The 23339-nt window shown below is 73.9% G+C and carries 25 protein-coding genes and 1 pseudogene; 23 read left to right on the top strand and 3 right to left on the bottom strand.

What is annotated here, in order from left to right; genetic code table 11:
• Nucleotides 1–27 precede the first annotated feature (27 nt).
• The 10 genes from ACWPXV_RS08020 (at nucleotide 28) to ACWPXV_RS07975 (ending at nucleotide 8015) form a co-directional block, all read left to right on the top strand.
• A complete protein-coding gene (locus tag ACWPXV_RS08020; protein WP_454084745.1) occupies nucleotides 28–1020 on the top strand; it encodes an ABC transporter permease in 993 nt (330 codons plus the stop codon).
• Nucleotides 1013–2098: an iron chelate uptake ABC transporter family permease subunit gene (locus ACWPXV_RS08015; protein WP_454084744.1), complete on the top strand. Its 1086-nt coding sequence runs from the start codon at nucleotides 1013–1015 to the stop codon at nucleotides 2096–2098. Before ACWPXV_RS08020 ends, ACWPXV_RS08015 begins: the two co-directional genes overlap by 8 nt.
• Entirely contained in the window at nucleotides 2095–2850 is a 756-nt protein-coding gene (locus ACWPXV_RS08010) for an iron ABC transporter ATP-binding protein (RefSeq protein ID WP_454084743.1), read from the top strand. Before ACWPXV_RS08015 ends, ACWPXV_RS08010 begins: the two co-directional genes overlap by 4 nt.
• A 62-nt stretch (nucleotides 2851–2912) precedes the next feature.
• Entirely contained in the window at nucleotides 2913–4043 is a 1131-nt protein-coding gene (locus tag ACWPXV_RS08005) for a histidinol-phosphate transaminase (RefSeq protein ID WP_454084742.1), read from the top strand.
• Complete coding sequence (hisB, locus tag ACWPXV_RS08000) at nucleotides 4040–4645, top strand: imidazoleglycerol-phosphate dehydratase HisB (protein ID WP_454084741.1); 606 nt, start codon at nucleotides 4040–4042, stop codon at nucleotides 4643–4645. The genes ACWPXV_RS08005 and hisB overlap by 4 nt, the downstream gene beginning before the upstream one ends.
• A complete protein-coding gene (locus ACWPXV_RS07995) occupies nucleotides 4642–5178 on the top strand; it encodes a hypothetical protein (protein WP_454084740.1) in 537 nt (178 codons plus the stop codon). Before hisB ends, ACWPXV_RS07995 begins: the two co-directional genes overlap by 4 nt.
• A gap of 17 nt (nucleotides 5179–5195) precedes the next feature.
• Entirely contained in the window at nucleotides 5196–5843 is a 648-nt protein-coding gene (gene hisH / locus ACWPXV_RS07990; protein ID WP_251840929.1) for an imidazole glycerol phosphate synthase subunit HisH, read from the top strand.
• A 35-nt stretch (nucleotides 5844–5878) separates the two neighbouring features.
• Nucleotides 5879–6610, top strand: a complete 732-nt coding sequence (gene priA, locus ACWPXV_RS07985) for a bifunctional 1-(5-phosphoribosyl)-5-((5-phosphoribosylamino)methylideneamino)imidazole-4-carboxamide isomerase/phosphoribosylanthranilate isomerase PriA (protein ID WP_454084739.1) — start codon at nucleotides 5879–5881, stop codon at nucleotides 6608–6610.
• On the top strand, nucleotides 6607–7407 hold the full coding sequence (locus ACWPXV_RS07980; protein ID WP_454084738.1) for an SseB family protein: 801 nt from the start codon (nucleotides 6607–6609) through the stop codon (nucleotides 7405–7407). The genes priA and ACWPXV_RS07980 overlap by 4 nt, the downstream gene beginning before the upstream one ends.
• A gap of 38 nt (nucleotides 7408–7445) precedes the next feature.
• Nucleotides 7446–8015: a carboxymuconolactone decarboxylase family protein gene (locus tag ACWPXV_RS07975; protein WP_454084737.1), complete on the top strand. Its 570-nt coding sequence runs from the start codon at nucleotides 7446–7448 to the stop codon at nucleotides 8013–8015.
• Between the two features lie 3 nt (nucleotides 8016–8018).
• On the opposite strand, the gene ACWPXV_RS07970 is transcribed toward ACWPXV_RS07975, so the two are convergent.
• Nucleotides 8019–8756 carry a trypsin-like peptidase domain-containing protein gene (locus ACWPXV_RS07970; protein WP_454084736.1) on the bottom strand — a complete coding sequence of 246 codons (738 nt, stop codon included), beginning with the start codon at nucleotides 8754–8756 and terminating at the stop codon, nucleotides 8019–8021.
• Nucleotides 8753–9373, bottom strand: coding sequence for a hypothetical protein (locus ACWPXV_RS07965; RefSeq protein ID WP_454084735.1), 621 nt, complete (start codon nucleotides 9371–9373; stop codon nucleotides 8753–8755). The genes ACWPXV_RS07970 and ACWPXV_RS07965 overlap by 4 nt, the downstream gene beginning before the upstream one ends.
• Nucleotides 9374–9683: 310 nt before the next feature.
• On the opposite strand from ACWPXV_RS07965, the gene infC reads away from it, so the two are divergent.
• The 8 genes and pseudogenes from infC to ACWPXV_RS07925 all read left to right on the top strand — a co-directional run bounded on the left by infC (nucleotide 9684) and on the right by ACWPXV_RS07925 (nucleotide 17399).
• Nucleotides 9684–10346: a translation initiation factor IF-3 gene (gene infC, locus ACWPXV_RS07960; protein WP_454084821.1), complete on the top strand. Its 663-nt coding sequence runs from the start codon at nucleotides 9684–9686 to the stop codon at nucleotides 10344–10346.
• A gap of 80 nt (nucleotides 10347–10426) precedes the next feature.
• The gene (gene rpmI, locus ACWPXV_RS07955; protein ID WP_454084734.1) at nucleotides 10427–10621 is read left to right on the top strand and encodes a 50S ribosomal protein L35; all 195 of its coding nucleotides are present in this window, start codon (nucleotides 10427–10429) and stop codon (nucleotides 10619–10621) included.
• A 30-nt stretch (nucleotides 10622–10651) separates the two neighbouring features.
• A complete protein-coding gene (gene rplT / locus ACWPXV_RS07950; RefSeq protein WP_251305092.1) occupies nucleotides 10652–11032 on the top strand; it encodes a 50S ribosomal protein L20 in 381 nt (126 codons plus the stop codon).
• 8 nt (nucleotides 11033–11040) lie between these two features.
• A pseudogene (locus tag ACWPXV_RS07945) lies at nucleotides 11041–11989 on the top strand (TrmH family RNA methyltransferase).
• Nucleotides 11990–12025: 36 nt separating this feature from the next.
• Nucleotides 12026–12661 carry an RNA 2',3'-cyclic phosphodiesterase gene (gene thpR / locus ACWPXV_RS07940; RefSeq protein ID WP_454084733.1) on the top strand — a complete coding sequence of 212 codons (636 nt, stop codon included), beginning with the start codon at nucleotides 12026–12028 and terminating at the stop codon, nucleotides 12659–12661.
• A gap of 305 nt (nucleotides 12662–12966) precedes the next feature.
• Entirely contained in the window at nucleotides 12967–14034 is a 1068-nt protein-coding gene (gene pheS / locus ACWPXV_RS07935; RefSeq protein WP_454084732.1) for a phenylalanine--tRNA ligase subunit alpha, read from the top strand.
• A gap of 1 nt (nucleotide 14035) precedes the next feature.
• Nucleotides 14036–16621 (top strand): phenylalanine--tRNA ligase subunit beta, encoded by a 2586-nt coding sequence (gene pheT / locus ACWPXV_RS07930; RefSeq protein ID WP_454084731.1) that lies wholly within the window; start codon nucleotides 14036–14038, stop codon nucleotides 16619–16621.
• A complete protein-coding gene (locus ACWPXV_RS07925; protein ID WP_454084730.1) occupies nucleotides 16614–17399 on the top strand; it encodes an SDR family NAD(P)-dependent oxidoreductase in 786 nt (261 codons plus the stop codon). Before pheT ends, ACWPXV_RS07925 begins: the two co-directional genes overlap by 8 nt.
• Nucleotides 17400–17466: 67 nt before the next feature.
• Here the strand turns inward: ACWPXV_RS07925 and ACWPXV_RS07920 are convergent, their stop codons facing one another.
• Nucleotides 17467–17922, bottom strand: a complete 456-nt coding sequence (locus ACWPXV_RS07920) for a hypothetical protein (RefSeq protein WP_454084729.1) — start codon at nucleotides 17920–17922, stop codon at nucleotides 17467–17469.
• A 254-nt stretch (nucleotides 17923–18176) separates the two neighbouring features.
• Between ACWPXV_RS07920 and ACWPXV_RS07915 the strand changes: the two genes are divergently transcribed.
• The 5 genes from ACWPXV_RS07915 to ACWPXV_RS07895 all read left to right on the top strand — a co-directional run bounded on the left by ACWPXV_RS07915 (nucleotide 18177) and on the right by ACWPXV_RS07895 (nucleotide 23326).
• Nucleotides 18177–19439, top strand: a complete 1263-nt coding sequence (locus ACWPXV_RS07915) for a sensor histidine kinase (protein WP_454084728.1) — start codon at nucleotides 18177–18179, stop codon at nucleotides 19437–19439.
• 10 nt (nucleotides 19440–19449) lie between these two features.
• Nucleotides 19450–20103 carry a response regulator transcription factor gene (locus ACWPXV_RS07910; RefSeq protein ID WP_454084727.1) on the top strand — a complete coding sequence of 218 codons (654 nt, stop codon included), beginning with the start codon at nucleotides 19450–19452 and terminating at the stop codon, nucleotides 20101–20103.
• 25 nt (nucleotides 20104–20128) lie between these two features.
• Complete coding sequence (locus tag ACWPXV_RS07905; RefSeq protein ID WP_454084726.1) at nucleotides 20129–21205, top strand: DNA glycosylase AlkZ-like family protein; 1077 nt, start codon at nucleotides 20129–20131, stop codon at nucleotides 21203–21205.
• A gap of 52 nt (nucleotides 21206–21257) precedes the next feature.
• The gene (locus tag ACWPXV_RS07900) at nucleotides 21258–21755 is read left to right on the top strand and encodes a flavodoxin domain-containing protein (RefSeq protein WP_454084725.1); all 498 of its coding nucleotides are present in this window, start codon (nucleotides 21258–21260) and stop codon (nucleotides 21753–21755) included.
• Nucleotides 21756–21910: 155 nt separating this feature from the next.
• Nucleotides 21911–23326, top strand: coding sequence for an MFS transporter (locus ACWPXV_RS07895; protein ID WP_454084724.1), 1416 nt, complete (start codon nucleotides 21911–21913; stop codon nucleotides 23324–23326).
• Nucleotides 23327–23339: the final 13 nt, after the last annotated feature.

Raw genomic sequence — 23339 nt, 5'->3', positions numbered from 1 at the left:
AGCCGGCCCCACCACCCCACGACGAGGATGACGATGACGACCACTGCCGCCGGGCCCCGCACCCGGCCCGAGGGCCGCCTGCTCGACTGGCGGCTCCTCGTCGGCGTCGCCGTCGTCGGCGCGCTCCTCGTCGTCTCCCTGTTCACCGGCGTCTACGACGTCGTCGGCGCCGAGGACGGCGCGGAGATGTTCGCCATCACGCGTGTCCCGCGGACCATCGCCCTCGTCCTCGCCGGTGCCGCGATGGCGATGTCGGGCTTGGTCATGCAGCTCCTCACCCAGAACCGCTTCGTCGAGCCGACGACGACGGGCACCACCGAGTGGGCGGGCCTCGGTCTGCTCGCGGTCACCATCCTCGTCCCGGGCGCGAGCATCGCCGCCCGCATGGGCGGGGCCATCGTCGCCTCCTTCATCGGCACGATGCTCTTCTTCCTCTTCCTCAGCCGCGTCTCGCTGCGGTCCTCGCTCATCGTGCCGATCGTCGGGATCATGCTCGGCGCCGTCGTCGGCTCGGTGTCGACCTTCATCGCGCTGCAGACCGACATGCTCCAGAACCTCGGCGTGTGGTTCGCGGGCAGCTTCACCTCGGTCCTGCGCGGCCAGTACGAGCCGCTGTGGATCGTCGCGGTGGTGGTCGTCGTCGTCTTCATCGCCGCCGACCGCTTCACCGTCGCGGGCCTCGGCAAGGAGGTCGCCACCAACGTCGGCCTCGACTACAACAAGGTCATCCTGCTCGGCACCGGCCTCATCGCCGTCGCCACGGGCGTGGTGACCGTCGTCGTCGGCAACCTGCCCTTCCTCGGCCTCATCGTCCCCAACATCGTCTCGCTCGTCCGCGGCGACGACCTGCGCAGCAACCTGCCGTGGGTCTGCCTGCTCGGCATCGGCATCGTCGCCGCCTGCGACCTCGTCGGCCGGACGATCATCATGCCCTTCGAGGTGCCCGTGTCCCTCATCCTCGGCGTCCTCGGTGCCGCCGTCTTCGTCCTCCTCATCCTCCGGCAGCGTCGTCGTGGTTAGCCTCCTGCCCGCGACGTCGCGGACCACGCCCCCCGCCGCGCGGACCACGCCGCCGCTGCCCGCCGTCGCCCCGCGCCGCCGCGCCTCCGGACCGCTGCCCACCACCCGCTCCCGACGGCGCTACGCGGCCGTCGTCGTCACCCTCGCCGTCCTCGCGCTCGCGCTGGCGGCCGGGCTGGTCGTGTGGGACAACCCCATGCCCGCCGGCTCCGACGGCTTCTGGCGCATCGCCCAGCTGCGGCTGAAGAACGTCCTCGTCATGGCGATCGTCGCCTTCTGCCAGTCGATCGCGACCGTGAGCTTCCAGACGGTGACGAACAACCGCATCATCACGCCCTCGATCATGGGCTTCGAGTCCCTCTACGTCGCGGTGCAGACCGCCGCCGTCTACTTCCTCGGCGCCGCCGGCATCGTCTCGCTCACCGGCCTGCCGCAGTTCGTCCTCCAGGTCGGGCTCATGGTGGGCCTGGCCGTGGCCCTGTACGGCTGGCTGCTGTCCGGCAAGCACGGCAACCTCCACGTGATGCTCCTCATCGGGATCGTCATCGGCGGGGGACTGGGGTCGGTGTCGACCTTCATGCAGCGGCTGCTCACCCCGAGCGAGTTCGACGTCCTCACCGCGCGCCTCTTCGGCTCGGTGACCAAGGCCGACGCCTCCTACCTGCCCGTCGCCGTCCCGCTCGTCCTCGTGGCCGGCGGCCTCCTGTGGGCGCGGGCCCGGCGGCTCAACGTGCTGGCGCTGGGCAAGGACGCGACGACGTCGTTGGGCCTGAGCCACCGGGGCGAGCTCGTCAAGGTGCTGCTCCTCGTCGCCGTCCTCATGGCCGTCTCGACCGCCCTCGTCGGGCCGATGACCTTCTTCGGCTTCCTCGTGGCGACCCTCGCCTACCAGTTCGCCGACACCCACGACCACCGCCACGTCTTCCCGGTGGCCGTGCTCGTCGGCTTCGTCGTCCTGGCCGGCGCGTACTTCGTCATGAACCACGTCTTCTACGCCCAGGGCGTCGTCTCGATCATCATCGAGCTCGTCGGCGGCACCGTCTTCCTCGTCGTCATCCTGCGAAAGGGACGCCTGTGATCACCCTGAGCGACGTCCGCAAGGACTACAGCAGCGAGGTCGTCATCGGCCCCGTCGACCTCACCATCCCGGCGGGCGGCATCACCGCCCTCATCGGCCCCAACGGGGCGGGCAAGTCGACGCTCCTCACGATGATCGGGCGGCTGCTCGGCCTGGACGCCGGCACCATCGAGATCGCCGGCTACGACGTGACGAGCACCGCCTCCAAGGACCTCGCCAAGATCGTCTCGGTGCTGCGCCAGGAGAACCACTTCATCACCCGGCTCACCGTGCGCCAGCTCGTCGCCTTCGGCCGCTTCCCCTACTCCAAGGGACGCCTCACCGCCGTCGACGAGGAGCTCGTCAGCCAGGCCATCGACTTCCTCGAGCTGGGGGACCTGGAGGACCGCTACCTCGACCAGCTCTCCGGCGGGCAGCGCCAGCGCGCCTACGTCGCCATGGTGCTGTGCCAGGACACCGAGTTCGTCCTCCTCGACGAGCCGCTCAACAACCTCGACATGCGCCACTCCGTGCAGATGATGAAGCACCTGCGCCGGGCCGCTGCCGAGCTGGGGCGCACGATCGTCGTCGTCCTCCACGACATCAACTTCGCCAGCCACTACGCGGACTACATCTGCGCGGTCAAGGACGGGAAGGTCGCCGAGTTCGGCACCTGCGAGTCGATCATGACCGACGTCGTCCTCACGCGGGTCTTCGACACCCCCGTCCAGGTCATCGAGGGGCCGAACGGCGCGCTGGCCGTCTACTACTGACGGCGGCTCCCGGCTCGCGAGACCCCCGGCCGGTGCGGCGGCGCCCGCCGTAGACTGCTCCGGTGCCTCCGACCTCTCTCCCGGTGCGCCCGGACCTGGCGGGCCTGACCCCCTACGGGGCCCCGCAGCTCGACGTCCCGGTGCTCCTCAACGTCAACGAGAACCCCCACCCGCCGTCGGCGGAGGTGGTCGCCGACCTCGCCGCCGCCGTCGCGGAGGTGGGCCCCGGGCTCAACCGCTACCCGGACCGCGACTTCCTCGCGCTGCGCGCGGACCTCGCCGACTACCTCGGTGTCGAGTCCGGCGCCACCGGCCTGGCCGCCGAGAACGTGTGGGCAGCCAACGGCTCCAACGAGGTCATGCTCCACCTCCTCCAGGCCTTCGGTGGCCCGGGCCGCACCGCGCTGTCCTTCGCGCCCACGTACTCGATGTACCCCGAGTACGCCCGCGACACGATGACGGCGTGGGTGACCGGCCGCCGCGAGGAGGACTTCACCCTCGACCCGGAGCACGCCGTCGCCCAGCTGCGCGAGCACCGCCCCGCCGTCGTGCTCCTCGCCAGCCCCAACAACCCGACCGGCACCGCGCTGCCGCTCGCGACGATCGAGGCCGTCGCCGAGGCGGCGCTCACGACCGGGCCGGCAGGCCCCGACGGCGCCCCCACGGCGAGCGTCGTCGTCGTCGACGAGGCCTACGCCGAGTTCCGTCGCGAGGGCACGCCCAGCGCCATGGCGCTGCTCGGCCGCTACCCGCACCTGGCCGTGAGCCGGACGATGTCCAAGGCCTTCGGTCTCGCCGGCGCCCGCGTGGGCTACCTCGCGGCGGCGCCCGCGCTCGTCGACGTCCTGCGGGTCGTGCGCCTGCCGTACCACCTGTCCGCCGTCACCCAGGCGGTCGCGCGGGCCGCGCTGCGCCACCGCGGCGCGCTCATGGCGCAGATCGCCGAGCTGCGCGCCGAGCGGGACCGCACGGTGACGTGGCTGCGCGAGCAGGGCTTCACGGTCGCGGACTCGGACGCGAACTTCGTCCTCTTCGGACACCTCGAGGACCGTGAGAGGGTGTGGCAGGGGCTGCTGGACCGGGGAGTTCTCATCAGGGTCGTCGGTCCGCCAGGATGGTTGCGGGTATCGATCGGTACCGCTGCGGAGATGGCCGCCTTCCGGGCGGCCCTACAGGAGGTGCTCGGGCTGTGACTGGGACGCGAACCGCGCGACTGGAGCGCACGACCTCGGAGTCGAGCGTCGTCGTCGAGCTCGACCTGGACGGCACCGGCCGGACCGACATCTCGACGACGGTGCCCTTCTACGACCACATGCTCACCGCGCTGGGCAAGCACTCGCTCATCGACCTCACCGTCCGCGCGACGGGCGACACCCACATCGACGCCCACCACACCGTCGAGGACGTCGCCATCACCCTGGGCGAGGCGCTCAAGGTGGCGCTGGGGGACAAGCGGGGCATCTCCCGCTTCGGTGACGCCCTCGTGCCCCTGGACGAGGCACTGGCGCAGGCCGTCGTCGACGTCTCCGGGCGGCCCTACCTCGTCCACAGCGGGGAGCCCGCCGGGCAGGAGTACCACCTCATCGGCGGCCACTTCACCGGCTCGCTCACCCGCCACGTCTTCGAGTCGATCGCCCACCACGCGGCCATCGCCATGCACGTGCGCGTCCTCGCCGGGCGCGACCCGCACCACATCGTCGAGGCGCAGTTCAAGGCCGTGGCGCGGGCCCTGCGCCTCGCCGTCGCACCGGACCCGCGCGTCGAGGGGATCCCCTCGACCAAGGGTGCGCTGTGAGCGAGATCCCGGCGGTCGCCGTCGTCCTCACGCCCGTCGCGTCCGCGTCGGCGCTCGCGGGGCTGTGCGCCATGCAGGACGTCGACGTCCATGTCGTGCCCTCGCGCTCCGGTGCCGTCGCCGTCGTCGAGCTCGAGCCGGCCCCGGAGACCGCGCCCACGGACGAGTGGGACATCAGCGAGCTGCTCGGCACCCCCGGTGAGGAGGTGCCGGCCGCGGCCGACGAGGTGGCGCGCACGCTCTCCCGTCTCACCAAGGCCGGTGTCGTCCTCATCACCGCCTCCCTGGCCCAGGACGCCGGCTTCGAGCGCGGCCTGTCCGGGCAGCTCACCGCCCGCCGGTACGCCGGCGGGGAGCGCGGGGAGGACGTCGCCGTGGGGCTCGTCCTCGCCGGCGCCGACGACGTCGTGGAGGACCTGGTCCTGGGCCGCGTCCGGGTGACCGACGTGCCCGGCCACGCGCGCTCGGGCGACCTCCCGCGCTGGAAGGCAGCGCGGATGTTCGCCAAGGGCCTGCGCAAGCCCCGCCCCTGAGCGCGTAGACTCCTGCGGTGACCAGCCAGCCGAACGTCGTCGTCCTCGACCACGGCTCGGGCAACGTCCGCTCGGCAGTCCGGGCGATCGAGCGTGCCGGGGCCCACGTCGAGCTCACCTCGGACCCCGACGTCGTCGCCGAGGCGGACGGTCTCGTCGTCCCCGGTGTCGGGGCCTTCGCCGCCGTCATGCGCCAGCTGCGCGAGGTCGGCGGACCCCGCATGATCGAGCGCCGCCTCGCCGGTGGGCGCCCCGTGCTGGGCATCTGCGTCGGCATGCAGGTGATGTTCGCCGCAGGTAAGGAGCACGGGGAGCACGCGTCCGGCCTGGACCAGTGGCCCGGCACCGTCGACCGGCTCGCCGCCCCGATCGTCCCCCACATGGGCTGGTCGCCCGTCCGCGCGCCCGAGGGCTCCACCCTGTTCGACGGGCTGGAGGACGAGCGCTTCTACTTCGTCCACTCCTACGCCGTCCAGGAGGACCCGACGTCGGACTTCGAGTCCGGCTCGCCGCTCGAGCGCCCCCTCGTCACGTGGGCCGAGCACGGCACCCCCTTCGTCGCCGCCGTCGAGAACGGCGCGCTGTCGGCCACCCAGTTCCACCCCGAGAAGTCCGGCGAGGCCGGCATCCAGCTGCTCCGCAACTGGCTGAGCACCCTGCGCTGACGCGCCGCGCGTCGCGCCGACCGAGGAGAATGTGCATGTCCCGCCGCCTTGAGCTGCTCCCTGCCGTCGACGTCGTCGACGGCCAGGCCGTCCGCCTCGTCCAGGGCGAGGCCGGCTCCGAGACCTCCTACGGCGACCCGGGGGAGGCGGCCCGCGCGTGGGCCGAGCAGGGCGCGGAGTGGATCCACCTCGTCGACCTCGACGCCGCCTTCGGGCGCGGCTCCAACGCCGAGCTGCTCGCCCGGATGGTCGACGAGCTCGACGTCGCCGTCGAGCTCTCCGGCGGCATCCGCGACGACGAGAGCCTCGCCCGCGCCCTGGACACCGGCGCCCGCCGCGTCAACCTCGGCACCGCCGCCCTCGAGAACCCCGAGTGGACCGCCAAGGCCATCGCCCGCCACGGGGACCGCATCGCCGTCGGGCTGGACGTGCGCGGCACGACCCTCGCCGCGCGCGGCTGGACCCGCGAGGGCGGGGACCTGTGGGACGTGCTCGCGCGCCTGGACGCCGACGGCTGCGCCCGCTACGTCGTCACCGACGTCAAGAAGGACGGCATGCTCACCGGCCCGAACCTCGACCTCCTGCGTGAGGTGTGCGAGCGGACCGAGGCGCCCGTCGTCGCCTCCGGCGGCGTCTCCTCCCTCGAGGACATCGCGGCGCTGCGCACGCTCGTCGACGCGGGCGTCGAGGGCGCCATCGTCGGCAAGGCTCTGTACGCCGGCGCCTTCACCCTTCCCGAGGCGCTGGACGTCGCGGGGCGTCCGTGAGCCCGCTGCCCCCCGCGATGATGCCCGGCGGCCAGGCGGACTCCGCCGGCCAGCCGTGGGCCGGCCGCACCCTCAAGGCCAACCCCTTCTCGGGTGACGACGGCACCGCGCCCGCCCAGCTCGTCGCGGCGCTCGCCACCGCCGACGAGGCGGAGCGGCTCGTCGCCGTCGCCGACGTCCTGCGCACGGCGCGGGTCATCGTGCCCGTCGTCGCCCACGCCCACCCCGGGCGCGAGGAGGACGGCTCCGTCGCCGGGCACACGAAGCACGGCTCGGGGGACCCGCAGACCGACGCCTGCGCCTCCGCCGCCATGGTCTCCGTGCGCACCCCCGACGGGCGCGCCGCGCTGCCCGTCTTCAGCTCGGTCGAGGCGATGCAGGCGTGGGACGCGACCGCCCGGCCCGTCCCGGTCGAGGGGGTGCGCGCCGCCCTGGCGGCCGTGTCCGACGCCGACTCGATGCTCGTCCTGGACGCCGCCGGACCGGTGACGGTGCTCCTCGGGCGGCCCGCCGTGTGGTCGATCGTCCACAACGAGCCGTGGCTGCCGTCGTGGCGCGACCCCGAGCTCACCCAGGTGGCCGTCGACGCGCTGCGCGGGATCACCGAGCTCACCGCCGTCCGCCTCGAGCGGGGGGAGCGCAGCGAGCTGCGGGCGCTCCTCGCCCTGGCGCCCGGCCTGAGCCGGGACCAGATGATGGACGCCGTCACCCGTGCCCAGGAGGCGCTGAGCGCCGACCCGGTCTTCACCGACCGGGTCGACTCCCTCGAGCTCTACCCGATGTCCGTCGCCGGCTGACGCTGGTGTGCTGACCGGCGCCGGAGCACACTGGGACGGTGTTCATCGAGCGCCCGTCCGCCGTTGGTGAGGACCTCGCCGCCTACGAGGCCGAGGAGGAGGCGGTCTGGGGCTTCGTGCCGAACTACGCCGGGTGCTTCGCACCCCGACCGGAGGTCGCGCGTGCCTGGCGCGCGCTCAACGTGACGATCCGGGCGGGGATGGACCGGCGCCGCTACGAGATCGCGTCGATCAGGGCCGCACGTGCGGTCCGGTCGACGTACTGCACCGCCGCGCACGCCAAGGCCCTGCGCGACGTCTGCGGTGACGAGGACACCGTCCGCGCCATCGCCACGGGGGAGCGGCTGGAGCCGGTCGACGCGGCCGTGCTCCGCCTCGCGGCGAAGGTGGCGGCCGCAGCCTCCGTCGAGCAGTCCGACGTCGCGGAGCTGCGGGCGCTGGGGCTGAGCGACGCGGAGGTGGCGGACGTCGTCTACGCCGCGGCGGCACGTGCCTTCTTCACCGCCGTCCTCGACGGGCTGGGCGCCCGGCTCGACCCGCAGACCGCGGCAGCCTTCGACCCCGAGCTGCGCCGGGCCATGGTCGTCGGGCGGGAGCCCGCCGGCTGACCGTCAGTTCCCCGCGGCGTCCCGGCACGAGGTGATCGGCTCGAAGGCCTCCTCGGCGAGGAGGTCGTGGAGCGTGCTCACCGGCACCAGGTAGCTGTTGCCCCACACGTCCATCGCGTAGACGACCCCGACGACCTGACCGTCGCTGCCGAGAACCGCGCTGCCCGAGGACCCGTGGTCCACGCGCGCGTTGGACCGGCCGACCATGCCGAGGTCCGAGCCGAGGGTGTCGAGCTCGTAGCCCAGCACCGAGCCGGCCGCCGTCGTCAGCTGGCCACCGCGCGGGTAGCCGACGACGGTGATCTCGTCCCCGACGGCGGCGTCGACCTCCGCGAGACCCGGCACCGTGGTGAGGGGCTCGGCGGTGCGCAGGAGGGCGAGGTCGGCGACGTCGGCGACGCCTGCGGAGACCGCGTCGATCTCCCGGCCGTCGTAGGTCGTCACCTGGAGCCGGTCGGCGTCGTCGACGACGTGCCGGTTGGTGATGACGGTGCGCTCGTCGAGCGCGAAGCCGGACCCGGTCGTCAGCTCCCCGCACCCGACGTTGCGGATACGGACCGCCATCCGCTCGGCCGCGTCCACGCCGTCGGGGGACAGGGCGCCGGGGTCGGCGAGCTGGGGCGCCTCGACGTCGGGGACGAAGTCGTCGGGCAGGTCGCCGGGCATCGCGGGCACGACGCCGCAGCCCGCGAGGACGGCGAGCGTGGCGAGGCCGAGGGCGGCGCGGCGTGCGGTCCTCACTGGTCGTCCAGCCTCTCCTGCAGGCTCGTGTGAGCCTCGTCCGCGAGGGCGCAGCGGCCCGCGACCTCCTCGCGCAGCGCGGCGAGGTCGACCTTTGGCTCCGCGGGCTCCTCGTCGTCGGCGTCCTCGTCGTCCGAGGCCGACGCCGAGGGGGACGGCGTGGGCGACGGCGTGGGCCGGGCCGCCTCCTCCAGGTGCGTGATGAGGTCCTCCTGGCCGGCGATGCACTCGTCCATCGTTCCCGCGACGGCGGCCGCGTTCGCCGAGAGCTGGGCTTGGTACTCGGCCACCTGCCGCTGCACCTCGCGGTCGTCGCCCGTCTGGGCGACGGCGTCGGCGAGCTCGTGGATCTGCTCCTGGGCGACCTCGAGCTGGCTCTCCACGAGCGCGAGGGTGCTGCGCGACTCCTCGAGGTCGGCCCGTACCTGGCCGAGCTCCCCGCCCAGCTCCCGGGAGGTCTCCTCGAGCGTCACCGCCCGGTCCTCCCAGGCGCGTGCGAGGGCAAGCAGGTAACCGGCCGCGGCGACGGCGAGGACGAGCGCGACGGCCAGGACGGGCACGACCCACCGCCGGCGCCGGTGATCTCGCGCACCGTCCCGCTCCTCCTGGTCCGCCACGACCGGGAACTCCGCGGGTACGCTGGGGATAGGGGCTGTCTCGGGGCCCTGGTCCCTGTGCGTCCGGCTGCTCATGCGTGCTAGTCTCTCAGACTGACCGACCGGAACGCGTGTTCCGGTGTGCAAGCGGAGATTCTCCCACCTTGTCTCGACAGTCTCGCAAGAGCGACAGAGTCCGGGTCCAAAGGTCGCTGAGGGGTAACCCTCAGCACGGGTGACACCGTGCAGCGACCCCTGTGAGGCCTCCGTGCGCACCTGTGGACGGAGGCCTTCTTCGTTCGCAGACAGCGACGAGCAGGAGGAGCAGCACATCAGCGAGCCCCGTATCAACGACCGCATCCGTGTGCCGGAGGTCCGCCTTGTCGGACCCGGCGGCGAGCAGGTGGGCGTTGTCCGTGTGGAGGACGCCCTGCGTCTGGCCCAGGAGGCCGATCTCGACCTCGTGGAGGTCGCACCCGATGCGCGCCCGCCCGTGGCCAAGCTCATGGACTACGGCAAGTTCAAGTACGAGTCGGCCCAGAAGGCGCGCGACGCCCGTCGCAACCAGGTCAACACCGCGCTCAAGGAGATCCGGTTCCGCCTCAAGATCGACCCGCACGACTACGCGACCAAGAAGGGTCACGTCGTGCGGTTCCTCGAGGGCGGCGACAAGGTCAAGGTCATGATCATGTTCCGTGGCCGCGAGCAGTCGCGCCCGGAGATGGGGATGCGCCTGCTGCAGCGCCTCGCCGAGGACGTCAGCGACCTCGGCTCCATCGAGAGCTCGCCCCGTCTGGACGGGCGCAACATGACGATGGTCATCGGCCCGCACAAGAAGAAGCAGGGCGGCCGCAGCGACCAGCGCCGTGCCCGCGACAAGCGGGAGGCCGACGAGGCTGCCCAGGCCTCGGGCGACGCCCCGGAGGTCGCCGAGAACACCCCGGCCAGCGACGAGGCCACCCAGGCCCCGGACGAGGCCACGCAGGAGGCGTAGCAGCCGCTACGTCAAAGCCAGGTACCGGCGCGAGCCGGCAGACACGGCCGTGCCCCGGCGCGGCCCGAATGAGGAAGACGATGCCGAAGAACAAGACGCACTCCGGTGCCAAGAAGCGCTTCCGGGTCACCGGTAGCGGCAAGCTCATGCGTGAGCAGGCGAACCGCCGGCACCTCCTCGAGGGCAAGTCCAGCCAGCGGACCCGCCGCCTGGCCATGGACAAGGCCGTCTCCCCGGCGGACGCCCCCGGGATCAAGAAGCTTCTCGGCAAGTAACAAGCCGCCCCATACTGAAGGAGAAACGACGTGGCACGCGTCAAGCGGGCGGTCAACGCCCATAAGAAGCGCCGGACGACACTCGAGCGCGCCAGCGGTTACCGCGGCCAGCGCTCGCGTCTGTACCGCAAGGCCAAGGAGCAGGTCACTCACTCCCTGACCTACAACTACCGCGACCGCAAGGCCCGCAAGGGTGACTTCCGGCGGCTGTGGATCCAGCGCATCAACGCTGCGGTCCGCTCCGAGGGCATGACCTACAACCGCTTCATCCAGGGTCTCAAGGCCGCGGGTGTCGAGGTGGACCGTCGCATGCTCGCCGAGCTCGCGGTGAACGACGCGGCGGCTTTCGCGCAGCTCGTCGTGGTGGCCAAGGCCAACCTGCCCGAGGACGTCAACGCGCCTGCCGCCTGACGTTCCTCATGACCGAACGCCCGGACCTGCTGACCAATCCCCGATCCGATCGGGTGCGGATGGTCAAGCGGCTGTCCGGGCGTTCGGCGCGTCTGCGCCACGGCCAGTTCCTCGTCGAGGGGCCGCAGGGCGTGCGGGAGGCCGTGCGCCACGCGCCTGAGCGGGTGCGCGACCTCTACCTCACCGAGGACGCCGCCGAGCGGCACCCGGAGATCCTCGCCGCGGCCGACGGGGCCGTGGCCCACATCCACCTCGCCACCCCCGAGGTGCTGGCGGCGATGAGCGGGGACGCCCAGGGCATCCTCGCCGTCGTCCGCGCCGAGCCGGCGTCGCTGCCCGACGGCGGGCTGCGACTCGTGGCGGTCCTGCCCTGGGCGGCCGACCCGGGCAACCTCGGCACCATCGTCCGCGCCGCCGACGCGGCGGGGGCCGACGCCGTCGTGCTCGGCCCAGGCAGCGTGGAGCCGCTCAACCCCAAGGCGGTGCGCTCGACCGCGGGCTCGTTGTTCCACCTGCCGGTCGTGCCCGTCGAGGACCTCGCGGCGACGGTCCGCGCGCTGCGGGCCGACGGCGTCAGGTGCTCGCCGCCGCCGCGGACGGCGAGTGGGACATCGACACCCCGCCGACGCCGCCCTCCGCGCCGCCCCTCCCCGCCGCCCCCTCCCCGCGGACCCCGCTCTTCCCGCCGACAGCCGGACTTCTCCGGCCACCCGGGTCCCGGACTCCGCTCTTCCCGCCGACAGCCGGATTTCTCCAGCCACGGGGTCCCGGCCATGCCCGACCTGCGCCGCCCGACGGCCTGGCTCTCGGCAACGAGGCCCACGGGCTACGTCCCGAGGAGCGGAGCTGGCCGACGCCGTGGTCGGCGTGCCGATCCACGGCCTGGCCGAGTCGCTCAACGTCGCCACGGCGGCGACCCTCTGCCTCTACGCCTCCGCCCGCGCCCAGCGCCGCTGAGGCGCCCCGCCCGGGCGCCCGTGGCACGATGCCGAGATGCGCCTCTTCGCCGCGCTGCGCCCGCCGCTCGACGTCCTCGACCACCTCGAGCAGGCGCTGCAGACCGTCTCACCGCCGTGGCTGGGTGCCGGCCCGCCGCCGCTGCGGTGGGTCGCGCCCGAGCAGCGGCACGTGACGCTCGCCTTCTACGGCGAGGTTCCCGACGGCGCGCTGGAGGACCTTGCGGGCGCGCTCACCGCCGTCGGGAGCGAGTACGGGCCGCTGCGGCTCCAGCTCGCCGGGGCGGGCATCTTCTCCCGCGCGACCCTGTGGGTGGGGGTGCGCGCCCTCGACGACGACGCCGCGCTCGTCCGGCTCATGGCCGACTGTGGCGCCGCCGCCGAGGGCGTCTCGCACCTCGAGCCGCGCGACCGCCACCGCGCCCACCTCACGGTGGCCCGGCTCAGTGCCCGCCAGCACCGGGAGGAGGCGGACCGGCGACGACGGTCGCGGCGGGGTGAGGCACCGCGTGCACCGTCGATCGACCTGCCCGCGCTCGCCCACGCGCTGTCCCTCTACCGGGGCCCGGAATGGGAGGCGGGGGAGATCGAGCTCGTCCAGTCCCACCTCGGAGCTCGTCGCGGTGGTGGGCCCCACCACGAGGTCGTGGCCACGCTCCCGCTCGGCCGATAGCGCGGCCGTCGGCGCACGGGTTGGGGGCGGTGTGTCGGCGCAGGAATCCGGCTGTCGGCGGAGGGGGCGGCGGAGGAATCCGGCTGTCGGCGGAGGGGGCGCGGAGGAATCCGGCTGTCGGCGTAAGGGGCGGCGGGGGAGGCGGGACGGGCGTTGGGGCTTGTGGGAGGATGCACCTATGCGCGGCGATCGTCGATTTAGCGGGCCCGTTCGGGTCCTGCGCTGACGCGCGCAGCCCGAGCGGGCACGACGACTACAGTCCTGTGCTGGATGCCGACAGGCACGACGACGCTCGGAAGGTTCGCATGACCACCCCACCCCTGTCCCCGCTCGACGCCGACGGCGTCGCAGCAGCCGTCGAGGAGGCGCTGTCCGCCGTCGCGGCGGCGACCACGCTGGAGGAGCTCAAGGCCGCGCGCCTGGCCCACACCGGTGACCACGCCCCCCTCACCCTCGCCAACCGCGAGATCGGCCGGCTGGAGCCCAAGGACAAGGCCACCGCCGGCAAGCTCCTCGGCCAGGCCCGTGGCCGCCTCCAGAAGGCGATCGCCGCCCGCCAGGCCGAGCTCGAGGTCGTGGAGGAGGAGCGGCGGCTGCGCGAGGAGCGCGTCGACGTCACCCTCCCGGTCGAGCGCCGCCCCCGCGGGGCGCGCCACCCCCTGGAGACCATCCAGGAGGAGATCGGCGACTTCTTCACCGCCATGGGCTGGGACATCGCCGAGGGACCTGAGGTCGAGCACGAGTGGCTGAACTTCGACGCCCTCAACCACGGCCCGGACCACCCGGCGCGGCAGATGGCCGACACCTTCTACGTCCAGGGCACCGCCGAGCAGGACACCCCCGGGCTCGTGCTGCGCACCCACACCTCCCCGGTGCAGGCGCGCACCCTGCTCAGCCGCGAGCTGCCCATCTACATCGCCTGCCCCGGCAAGGTGTTCCGCAACGACGCCCTCGACGCCACCCACACCCCGGTCTTCCACCAGGTCGAGGGTCTGGCCGTGGACAAGGGCCTGACGATGGCGCACCTCAAGGGCACCCTCGACCACTTCGCCCGCGCGATGTTCGGCCCCGAGGCCCGGACCCGTCTGCGTCCGAGCTTCTTCCCCTTCACCGAGCCCAGCGCCGAGATGGACCTGTGGTTCCCGCAGAAGAAGGGCGGCCCGGGCTGGATCGAGTGGGGCGGCTGCGGGATGGTCAACCCGCAGGTGCTCATCGCCGCGGGCATCGACCCGGACGTCTACACCGGCTTCGCCTTCGGCGTGGGCACCGAGCGCGCGCTCATGCTGCGCCACGGCATCGCCGACATGCACGACATCGTCGAGGGTGACATGCGCTTCTCCCTCCAGTTCGGCACCACCGGAAAGGGGAACTGACATGCCCTACGTCCCGCTGACCTGGCTCGCCGAGCACGTCGCCGTGCCCGAGGGCACCACCGCCGCCGACCTCGCCGCCGACCTCGTGCGCGTCGGCCTGGAGGAGGAGGCGGTCATCCCCCCGGCCGTCACCGGCCCGCTCGTCATCGGTCGCGTCCTGTCGGTCGAGACCGAGGAGCACAAGAACGGCAAGGCGATCAACTACTGCCGCGTCGACGTCGGCCCCGAGCACAACGACGCCCCCGGCGAGGGCAAGGAGCCCGCGGACGTGCCGTCCCGCGGCATCGTCTGCGGCGCCCACAACTTCTCCGTCGGTGACGACGTCGTCGTCGCCCTGCCCGGCACCACGCTGCCCGGCGACTTCCACATCGCCGCCCGCAAGACCTACGGGCACACCTCCGACGGCATGATCTGCTCGGCCCGCGAGCTCGGCCTGGGCGAGGACCACGACGGCATCATCGTGCTGAGCGAGTTCCTCCCCGACGTCCCGACGCCGCAGCCCGGCGCCGACGCGATCGCGCTCCTCGGCCTGGGTGCGGAGATCCTCGAGATCAACGTGACGCCCGACCGCGGCTACTGCTTCGCCATGCGCGGCGTCGCCCGCGAGTACTCCCACGCGACCGGGGCGGCCTTCACCGACCCCGGCCTGCCCGAGAACCTCCCCGCCGGCCCGCCGCCGGCCGCCACCGAGGACGGCTTCGCCGTCGAGGTCGACGACGCCGCGCCCGTGAACGGCAACGTCGGCTGCGACCGCTTCGTCACCCGCATCGTCCGGGGGATCGACCCGTCCGCGCCGTCGCCGTCGTGGCTCACCGAGCGGCTCGTCCAGGCGGGCATGCGCCCGATCTCCCTGGCCGTGGACGTCACCAACTACGTCATGCTCGACCTCGGCCAGCCGCTGCACGCCTACGACCTCGCGACGCTGAGCGCGCCGGTCGTCGTGCGGCGCGCCGCGGCGGGGGAGGAGCTCACCACCCTCGACGACGTGCGCCGCACCCTGCATTCCGAGGACCTCCTCATCACCGACTCCCCGGACGGCGCGCGGGGCGCCCGCATCCTCGGCCTCGCCGGCGTCATGGGCGGGGCGGAGACCGAGGTCGGTCCCGGCACCACCGACGTCCTCATCGAGGCCGCGCACTTCGACCCCGTGTCCGTCGCGCGCACCGCGCGCCGGCACAAGCTGCCCAGCGAGGCCGCCAAGCGCTTCGAGCGCGGCGTGGACCCGCAGCTGCAGGCCGTGGCCGCCCAGCGCGCCGTCGACCTCCTCGTCGAGCACGGCGGCGGCACCGCCGACCCGGCCGTCAGCGACCTCGACACGACGTCCCGTCCCGCCCCCGTCCGGCTGCGCCTGGACGAGCCGCGCCGGCTCACCGGCGTCGACTACCCGGCGGAGCAGGTCGTCGAGCTCCTCACCACGATCGGCGCGACGGTGAGCGAGGCGGACGCCGACGGCGTCGTCACCGTGACCCCGCCGAGCTGGCGTCCGGACCTCGTGGGCCCGGCCCACCTCGTCGAGGAGGTCGCGCGCCTCGCCGGCTACGACACGATCCCCTCGATCCTGCCGGCCGCGCCGGCGGGCCGAGGGCTCACGCCGGGCCAGCGCCACCGCCGCGACGTCGCCCGCGCCCTGGCCGACTTCGGCCTCGTCGAGGTGCTGTCCTACCCCTTCGTCGGGGACACCCACGACCGTCAGCAGCTGCCCGCGGACGACGAGCGCCGCCTCGCCCTGCGCCTGGCCAACCCGATGGCCGAGGACGCGCCGGCGATGCGGACCTCCCTGCTCGACTCGCTCCTCGACACCGCGCGCCGCAACGTCAGCCGCGGCCTGGAGGACACCCGGGTCTTCGAGCTCGGGCTCGTCACCCGCCCCGCCGGGGTGGGCGCCGCGTCCTCACCGGGAGTGGACCGCCGTCCCTCCGAGGAGGAGATCGCCGCCCTGCACGCCGCCGTCCCGCACCAGCCGCGACACGTCGCCGGCGTCCTCACCGGCAAGGTCGTCCCCGACGGCGCGCGCGGCCCCGGCCGCAGCGCCGACTGGGCCGACGCCGTCGACGCCGTCCACGCGGTGGCCGGCGCGGTGGGCGTGAGCGTCGAGCTCGCCGCCGCCGAGCGCGCCCCCTGGCACCCCGGCCAGTGCGCCGCGGTGTCCGCGGGCGGGCGGGTGGTCGGGTACGCCGGCCAGCTGCACCCGCGGGTCGTCGCCGCCTTCGACCTGCCCGCGGGCGCGGTCGCCTTCGAGCTCGACCTCGACGCGCTCACCGCGGCCGCCGGCGACCAGCCGGTCCAGCCGACGCCCGTGTCCACCTACCCGCCGGGCAAGGAGGACATCGCGCTCGTCGTCGACGACGCGGTGCCCGCCGCCGAGGTGCTCGCCGTCGTCCGCGAGGGCGCCGCGGAGCTCGGTGAGGAGGTGCGCCTCTTCGACGTCTACACCGGCGAGCAGCTCGGTGAGGGGAAGAAGTCGCTGGCCTTCGCGCTGCGGCTGCGTGCCGCGGACCGGACGCTGACGGCGGAGGAGACGGCCGCCGTCCGCGAGCGGATCGTCACGCTCGCCGCCGAGCGGGTCGGGGCGGTGCTCCGTGGCTGAGGTCGCCGCCGCCCAGACGGCGCTCGTCACCGGGGCCTCCCGCGGCATCGGCCGCGAGCTCGCCATCGGCCTGTCCCGCGCCGGCCTCGACGTCGCCCTCCTCGCCCGCGACGAGCGGCTCCTCGAGGCGACGGCGGAGGAGGTCCGGGCGGCCGGCCGCCGCGCCGTCGTCCTCACCGCCGACGTCACCGACGCCGACGCCGTCCGGGCCGCCGTCCGGCGCGCCGAGGACGAGCTCGGGTCGGTCGACCTCCTCGTCAACAACGCCGGCGTCATCGACGCCGAGGTGCCGCTGTGGGAGACCGACCCGGAGCGCTGGTGGTCGGTCGTCGAGACCAACGTGCGCGGACCCTTCCTCCTCAGCCACGCCGTCGTGCCGGGGATGCTCGCCCGCGGCGGGGGCCGGGTCATCGACGTCAACTCCGGCTCCGGCACCCGCGACTTCGCCGAGGCGACGGCCTACACGGTCTCCAAGACGGCGCTGTTCCGGATCGGCGGCGCGCTCCACGAGGCCGGCTTCGAGCAGGGCCTGCGGGCCTTCGAGCTCGCGCCGGGCGTCGTGCGCACCGACATGACCGACTCGATGCGCCTCCACGAGGGGCGCACCGACTGGACCGACCCGGCCGACGTCGTCGCGCTCGTCGTGACGATCGCCCGCGGCGAGATCGACGCGCTGTCCGGCTGCTACGTGCGGGCCGGCACCGACACGCCGGACTCGTTGCGCGAGCTGGTCGCCCGCGGGCTGTCCGGTGACGAGCGCCGCCTGCGCATCGTCTAGCGGCTCCGGACGAGCGTGAGGGGTTCGGGTCCGTCACGGACCCGAACCCCTCACGTCTGTGCCACCGTCAGCGCGGCGTCGTGTCCCCGTCCGCGGCGTGCCTGCCGTGGGTCGGGTCCTCGTCCGGGTGGGGCAAGTCGGCCGTGTCCCGGGTGAGGTCACCGTCCGCGGAGAGGTCGGGGTCGAGGGCGTCGGCGTCGGCGCGCTCGCGCTCCACCTGGTGACGTGCCTCCTCGGCGGCCTCGGTGCGCTTGCGGGCCTCCTGCTCCAGGCGGTCCGCCTCGACGCGGGCGCGCTGCGCGTCGGCCTGCTGCTGGAGGGCAGCGGCCTCCCGTTCCCGCGCGGCGATGTCCTGCTCCTCCGCGTGCGCCCGCAGGTCGCGCGCGTGCTCGCGGTTCTCGCGCTCCTGACGGGCGCGCTCCTCGTGCTGCCGCTGCTTGCGCTTCTTGGAGGCCGAGAGCACGACGGCGATGACGATCGCCAGCACCACGACCCCGATGACGATCCAGACCCAGGGTTCCATCACACACTCCTGTTCGTAGAGGTCCGCCCATCGAACTGGAGAAGTGGCCCGGCCGCGACCGGGGCGGTCCCGACACGCGAGGTAGGGCCTGCCCCACCACGAGGACGCCGGGACGCCCTCCTGACTGCGCCGGCGCCGCCGGGAAGGCTGGAGCCATGACCACCACACCGCGTCCCACCGCCACCGCAGACCACCCCGGCCACCCCCTAGGATCGACCGGTGGCCCCGGCCGGCCGCACCGAGAAGAGGCAGACATGACCGCGAGCTCGCGCCCGCGCCGGCTCCTGCGGCGCACCGCCCGGGAGAGCCGCTACCTCCTGCTGTCCTTCCCGCTCGCCGTCGTCGGCTTCGTCCTCGTCGTCACGACCGTCACGGTCGGCGTCACCGCGCTCGCCGCCTTCCTCCTCGGCCTGCTGGTCCTCGCCGCGGGTCTGGCCGCGGCCAGGGCGGTGGGCGGTCTCGAGCGCCGCCGCCTCGCCGAGGTCGGGTTCCCGCTGCCCGCCGTGCTGCCGTACCGAGGTGGCCGGCGGGGGACCGCGTGGGTCCGGGGACGCCTCACCGACGGGCAGGCCTGGCTCGACCTGCTCTTCCAGGTCCTCAACTTCCCGATCTCGATCGCGTCCTTCGTCCTCACGATCACGTGGTGGGCGGTGGGCCTCGGCGGCCTCACCTACCCGCTGTACTCGTGGGCGCTGCCTGAGGGCGACATCGGCCTGGCCGACCTGCTCGGCGCGTCCGGCCCGGTGCTCGACAACGCGATCACCGTGCTCACCGGCGTCCTCTTCCTCGCCTCCGCACCGTGGGTGGTGCGCGGCCTGGTGCACGTACACCACGCCTGGGCGCGGCTCACGCTCGCCGGCACCAGCCACGCCGCCCTCGAGCAGCGGGTCAGCACGCTCACCGAGAGCCGGGCCGCCGTCGTCGGCGCCGAGGCGGAGACCCTGCGGCGCATCGAGCGCGACCTCCACGACGGCCCCCAGCAGCGTCTCGTCCGCCTGTCGATGGACCTGCAGGCCGCCCAGCGCCGCCTCGCCGACGGGGACCGCGAGGCCACCAGCGCCCTGCTCACCGAGAGCCTCGAGCACGTCCAGGGCAGCCTCGCCGAGCTCCGGACCCTCTCGCGGGGCATCGCGCCGCCGATCCTCGTCGACCGCGGCCTCGCCGCCGCCGTCGTCTCCGCCGCCGGGCAGAGCCCCATCCCCGTCCAGACCGACATCGCCCTCGCCCCGGGCCAGCGCCTGGCCCCCGCGCGCGAGTCCGCCGCCTACTTCGTCGTCACCGAGGCGCTGACCAACGCGGCCAAGCACTCCGCCGCCACCCGGGTGGCCGTGCGCGTGGGCGTCGACGACGACGGCGTGCTCCGCGTCGTCGTCGCCGACGACGGAGTGGGCGGGGCGCACCCGGGCAAGGGCCACGGGCTGGCCGGGCTGCGGGACCGGCTCGCCGGCGTCGATGGCGAGCTCCACGTCGAGAGCGCGGACGGACGCGGCACCGTGGTGAGCGCGGCGATCCCGTAGCATCCGCCGCGTGCGCGTCGTGCTGGCCGAGGACTCGGTCCTGCTGCGCGAGGGCCTCGTCCGCCTCCTCGAGGAGGCGGGGTGCGAGGTCCTCGCGGCCGTCGGCGACGGCGAGCAGCTCGTCGCCGCCGCGCGCGAGCACCGGCCCGACGTCGCTGTCGTCGACGTCCGGATGCCGCCGTCGTTCACCGACGAGGGCCTGCGCGCGGCGCTCGCCGTCCGTGAGGAGCTGCCCGGGACGGCGGTGCTCGTCCTGTCCCAGTACGTCGAGGAGTCCTACGCGGGTGACCTGCTCGCCACCGGCGGGGGAGTGGGCTACCTCCTCAAGGACCGCGTGTCCGCGCTCGCGGAGCTCTCCCAGGCACTCGAGCGGCTCGTCGCCGGCGGCACAGTGCTCGACCCGACCGTCGTCTCCCAGCTCTTCGCCGCGCGGCGGGCCCGCCCGCTGGACCGGCTCACCCCGCGCGAGCGGGAGGTCCTCGCCCTCATGGCCGAGGGCCGGACGAACCCCGCGATCGCCCGGGCGCTGGTCGTCACGCCCAAGGCGGTGGAGAAGCACGTCTCGGCGATCTTCGACAAGCTCGACCTGCCGCCCTCGACCGACGACCACCGTCGCGTTCTCGCGGTGCTCGAGTGGTTGCGGGGACATGAGGACGGAACCTGACCGCATCCGGACGTAGCGTCGCGTCATGGTGACGGACCACGACATCGCCCGGTGGCGGCTGCGCACCCAGCACCTCACGGAGCCCGCGCCGGACGCCGATGCCGTCGTCCGCGGCCTGCTCGCGGTCCAGGGGGAGAACCGGCAGCAGGCGGGGTGGGCGGTCGCGTGCCGGACCGTCCGGCCCCGGGCCGCGGAGCTCGACGCGCTCCTCGCGGCCGGGGACGTCGTGCGCACCCACGTGCTGCGTCCCACGTGGCACCTCGTCGCGGCGGAGGACATCGGGTGGCTCCTGGAGCTCACCGCGCCGCGGGTGCGTCCGGTGGTGCTCCGCCAGCTCACCGAGCTGCACGGGTGGGGCCCGGCCGAGCTCGAGCGCGCGGCCACCGTTGTGTGCGAGGCGCTGGCGGCGCAGCCCGACCAGGACCGCGGGCAGCTCGGCGCGGCGCTCGCCGAGCGGGGGCTCGCCGCGTCCGGCCAGGTCCTCATGCTCCTGCTCGGCCTCCTCGAGCTCGACCGGCTCGTGTGCAGCGGCCGGGAGCGCGAGGGCACCCACACCTACGCGCTGTTCGGTGACCGGGTGACCGCCTCGCGGCGGCTGGACCGGGAGGAGGCGCTCGCCGAGCTCGCCTGGCGCTACGTCGCCGGGCACGGGCCGGCGACCGCGCGCGACCTCGCCTACTGGGCGACCCTCACGCTCACCGACGTGCGGCGCGGCCTCGACCTCTGCCGCGACCGGCTCGAGACCTTCACCCACGACGGCCGCACGTACTGGCACACGCCGGGCTCGGCGCCGTCCGGCCCGGGGACGCCCGCCGGGCACCTCCTCCAGCTGCTCGACGAGACGTACCGGGGCTACCAGGACAGCCGGATGGTGCTCGACGCCGCGGGCGTGGTGCCCCGCGGACGGGAGGCGGCGATCGGGATGGCGCTCGTCGACGCCCAGCTGGTGGGGAGCATGCGGCGCACGGTCGGCGCGCGGGTCCGCTTCGACGTCGTGCCCTACCGGCTCCTCTCCACCGCCGAGGAGGCCGCGCTCGAGGAGGCGGCCGGGCGCTACGGGAGCTTCCTCGACCGTGAGCACGAGCTGCGCGTCCACCGGTAGAACCGGACGAAAGTCCCTCGCGACCGGTGCGCCGGGCGGCGACAGTGGACGTATGCGCATCCTCGTCGTCGCCGCGTCCAAGCACTCCTCGACCGCCGAGGTCGCCGACACGATCGCCGCGGAGCTCGAGTCCCGCGGCCACGTCGTGCGACGGGAGCCGGTGGAGACCGCCGAGGCCGGTGACGCCGAGGCGGTGGTCCTCGGCTCCGCGGTCTACATGTCGCGGTGGATGGCCCCGGCACGCGACTTCGCCGAGCGGAACGCCGCGGCGCTCGCGGCCCTGCCCACGTGGGTGTTCTCCGTCGGCCTGGCCGGCGCCGAGGCCGACGACCCGCTGCGGATCGAGACGGCCGTGCTCTCGGGGGTCGACCCCGTCGGCGCGGCGACCTTCGACGGCCGCCTCGACCCGGCGGTGCTCAACCTGCGCGAGCGCTCCGTCACGCGCCTGACGAGGGCGCCCCAGGGCGACCAGCGCGACTGGACGGCGATCCGCGCGTGGGCGCGCACGATCGACCGGGAGCTGCGCGAGCACCTCGCCCCGACGCCGTGAGCCGACGGCGGTAGGCGGCTCCCTTCGGCTTCTCACACCGGCCCGCGCGAGGGTGTGCGTTCTTCCTAACGCACGGTTCACCGCGGGAACGACCCGACGAAACACGGCACTCCTAGCGTCCCTGGTACCGACCGGGACCTACTGGAGGAGCCGCCATGACCGCGACCACGAGAACACCCCACGGTGACGAGCTCGCGCCGCACCCGTCCGGCGCCGCACCGGCCGGCACCGCCTCCGACGCTCCCGGGCACCGGCGCCCCGGCCGGTGGATCGACCACTGGGATCCCGAGGACGCCACCTTTTGGCACGACGGCGGGCGGCGGGTCGCGTCCCGCAACCTGCGGATCTCGATCTTCGCCGAGTTCGTCGGCTTCGCCGTGTGGGCGCTGTGGTCCATCGTCGTCCCGCAGCTCCCGGCCGCCGGCTTCGCCCTGACTATCGACCAGCAGTTCTGGCTCGTCGCCGTGCCGAGCCTCGTCGGCGCGACGCTGCGCATCCCGTACACCTTCGCCGTGCCACTGTTCGGGGGCCGCAACTGGACGGTGGTTTCCGCGCTCCTCCTCCTGCTCCCTACGGTGGCGCTCGCCCTCGTCGTCCAGCGCCCGGGCACCTCCTTCGGCGTCCTGCTCGCCGTGGCGGCGCTCGCCGGCTTCGGCGGTGGAAACTTCGCCTCCTCGATGGCGAACATCTCCTTCTTCTACCCCGAGCGGGAGAAGGGCAAGGCGCTGGGGCTCAACGCGGCCGGCGGCAACCTCGGGACGGCCGCGGTCCAGCTCGCGGTGCCCCTGGTCATCACCGTCGGGGCCGGCGTCGCGCTGGAGCGGGCGGGGCTCATGATGGTGCCGTTCATCGTGCTCGGGGCCGTCCTCGCGTGGCGCTGCATGGACAACCTCTCGGCGGCGCGGGCCGACCCCCGGTCCTTCGCCGCGGCCGCGCGGAACAAGCACACGTGGATCATCTCCTTCCTCTACATCGGCACCTTCGGCTCGTTCATCGGCTACGCCGGGGCGTTCCCGATGCTGCTGGGAGCCCAGTTCCCCGGGGTCGGGGTGTCGATCGCCTTCCTCGGCGCGCTCGTCGGCTCGCTGACCCGCCCGCTCGGCGGCGTCATCGCCGACCGGGTGGGCGGGACTCCCGTGACGATCGCCGCGTACGGCACCATGGCGCTCGGGGCCCTCGGCGCGATCCAGGCCCTCGAGCGGGACAGCTTCGGCCTGTTCTTCGGCTCCTTCCTCCTCCTCTTCGTCGCCACCGGCGTGGGCAACGGCTCGACGTACCGGATGATCCCCGCGGTCTTCCAGGCCAGCGCGGCCGCCGCGACCGGCGACGGCGCGACCGGCGACGTCCGCGCCCGCGCCCGGCAGGCCGCGGCGGGCTGCATCGGCATCGCCGGGGCCGTCGGGGCGTTCGGCGGCTTCCTCATCCCGCGCGGGTTCGCGGCGTCGACCAGCATGACCGGCTCCCTCGTCCCGGCGCTGTGGGCCTTCATCGGCATGTACGCCGTCATGGCGGTCGTCGCGTGGGCCGTGTACCGGCGTCCCGGTGCGGCGCTCGCGGGCGCGAGGATCTGAGCGGGTGCGGAGC

The organism is Georgenia sp. Marseille-Q6866 (assembly GCF_965111665.1).
This window is presented reverse-complemented; position numbering and strand designations above follow the sequence as displayed.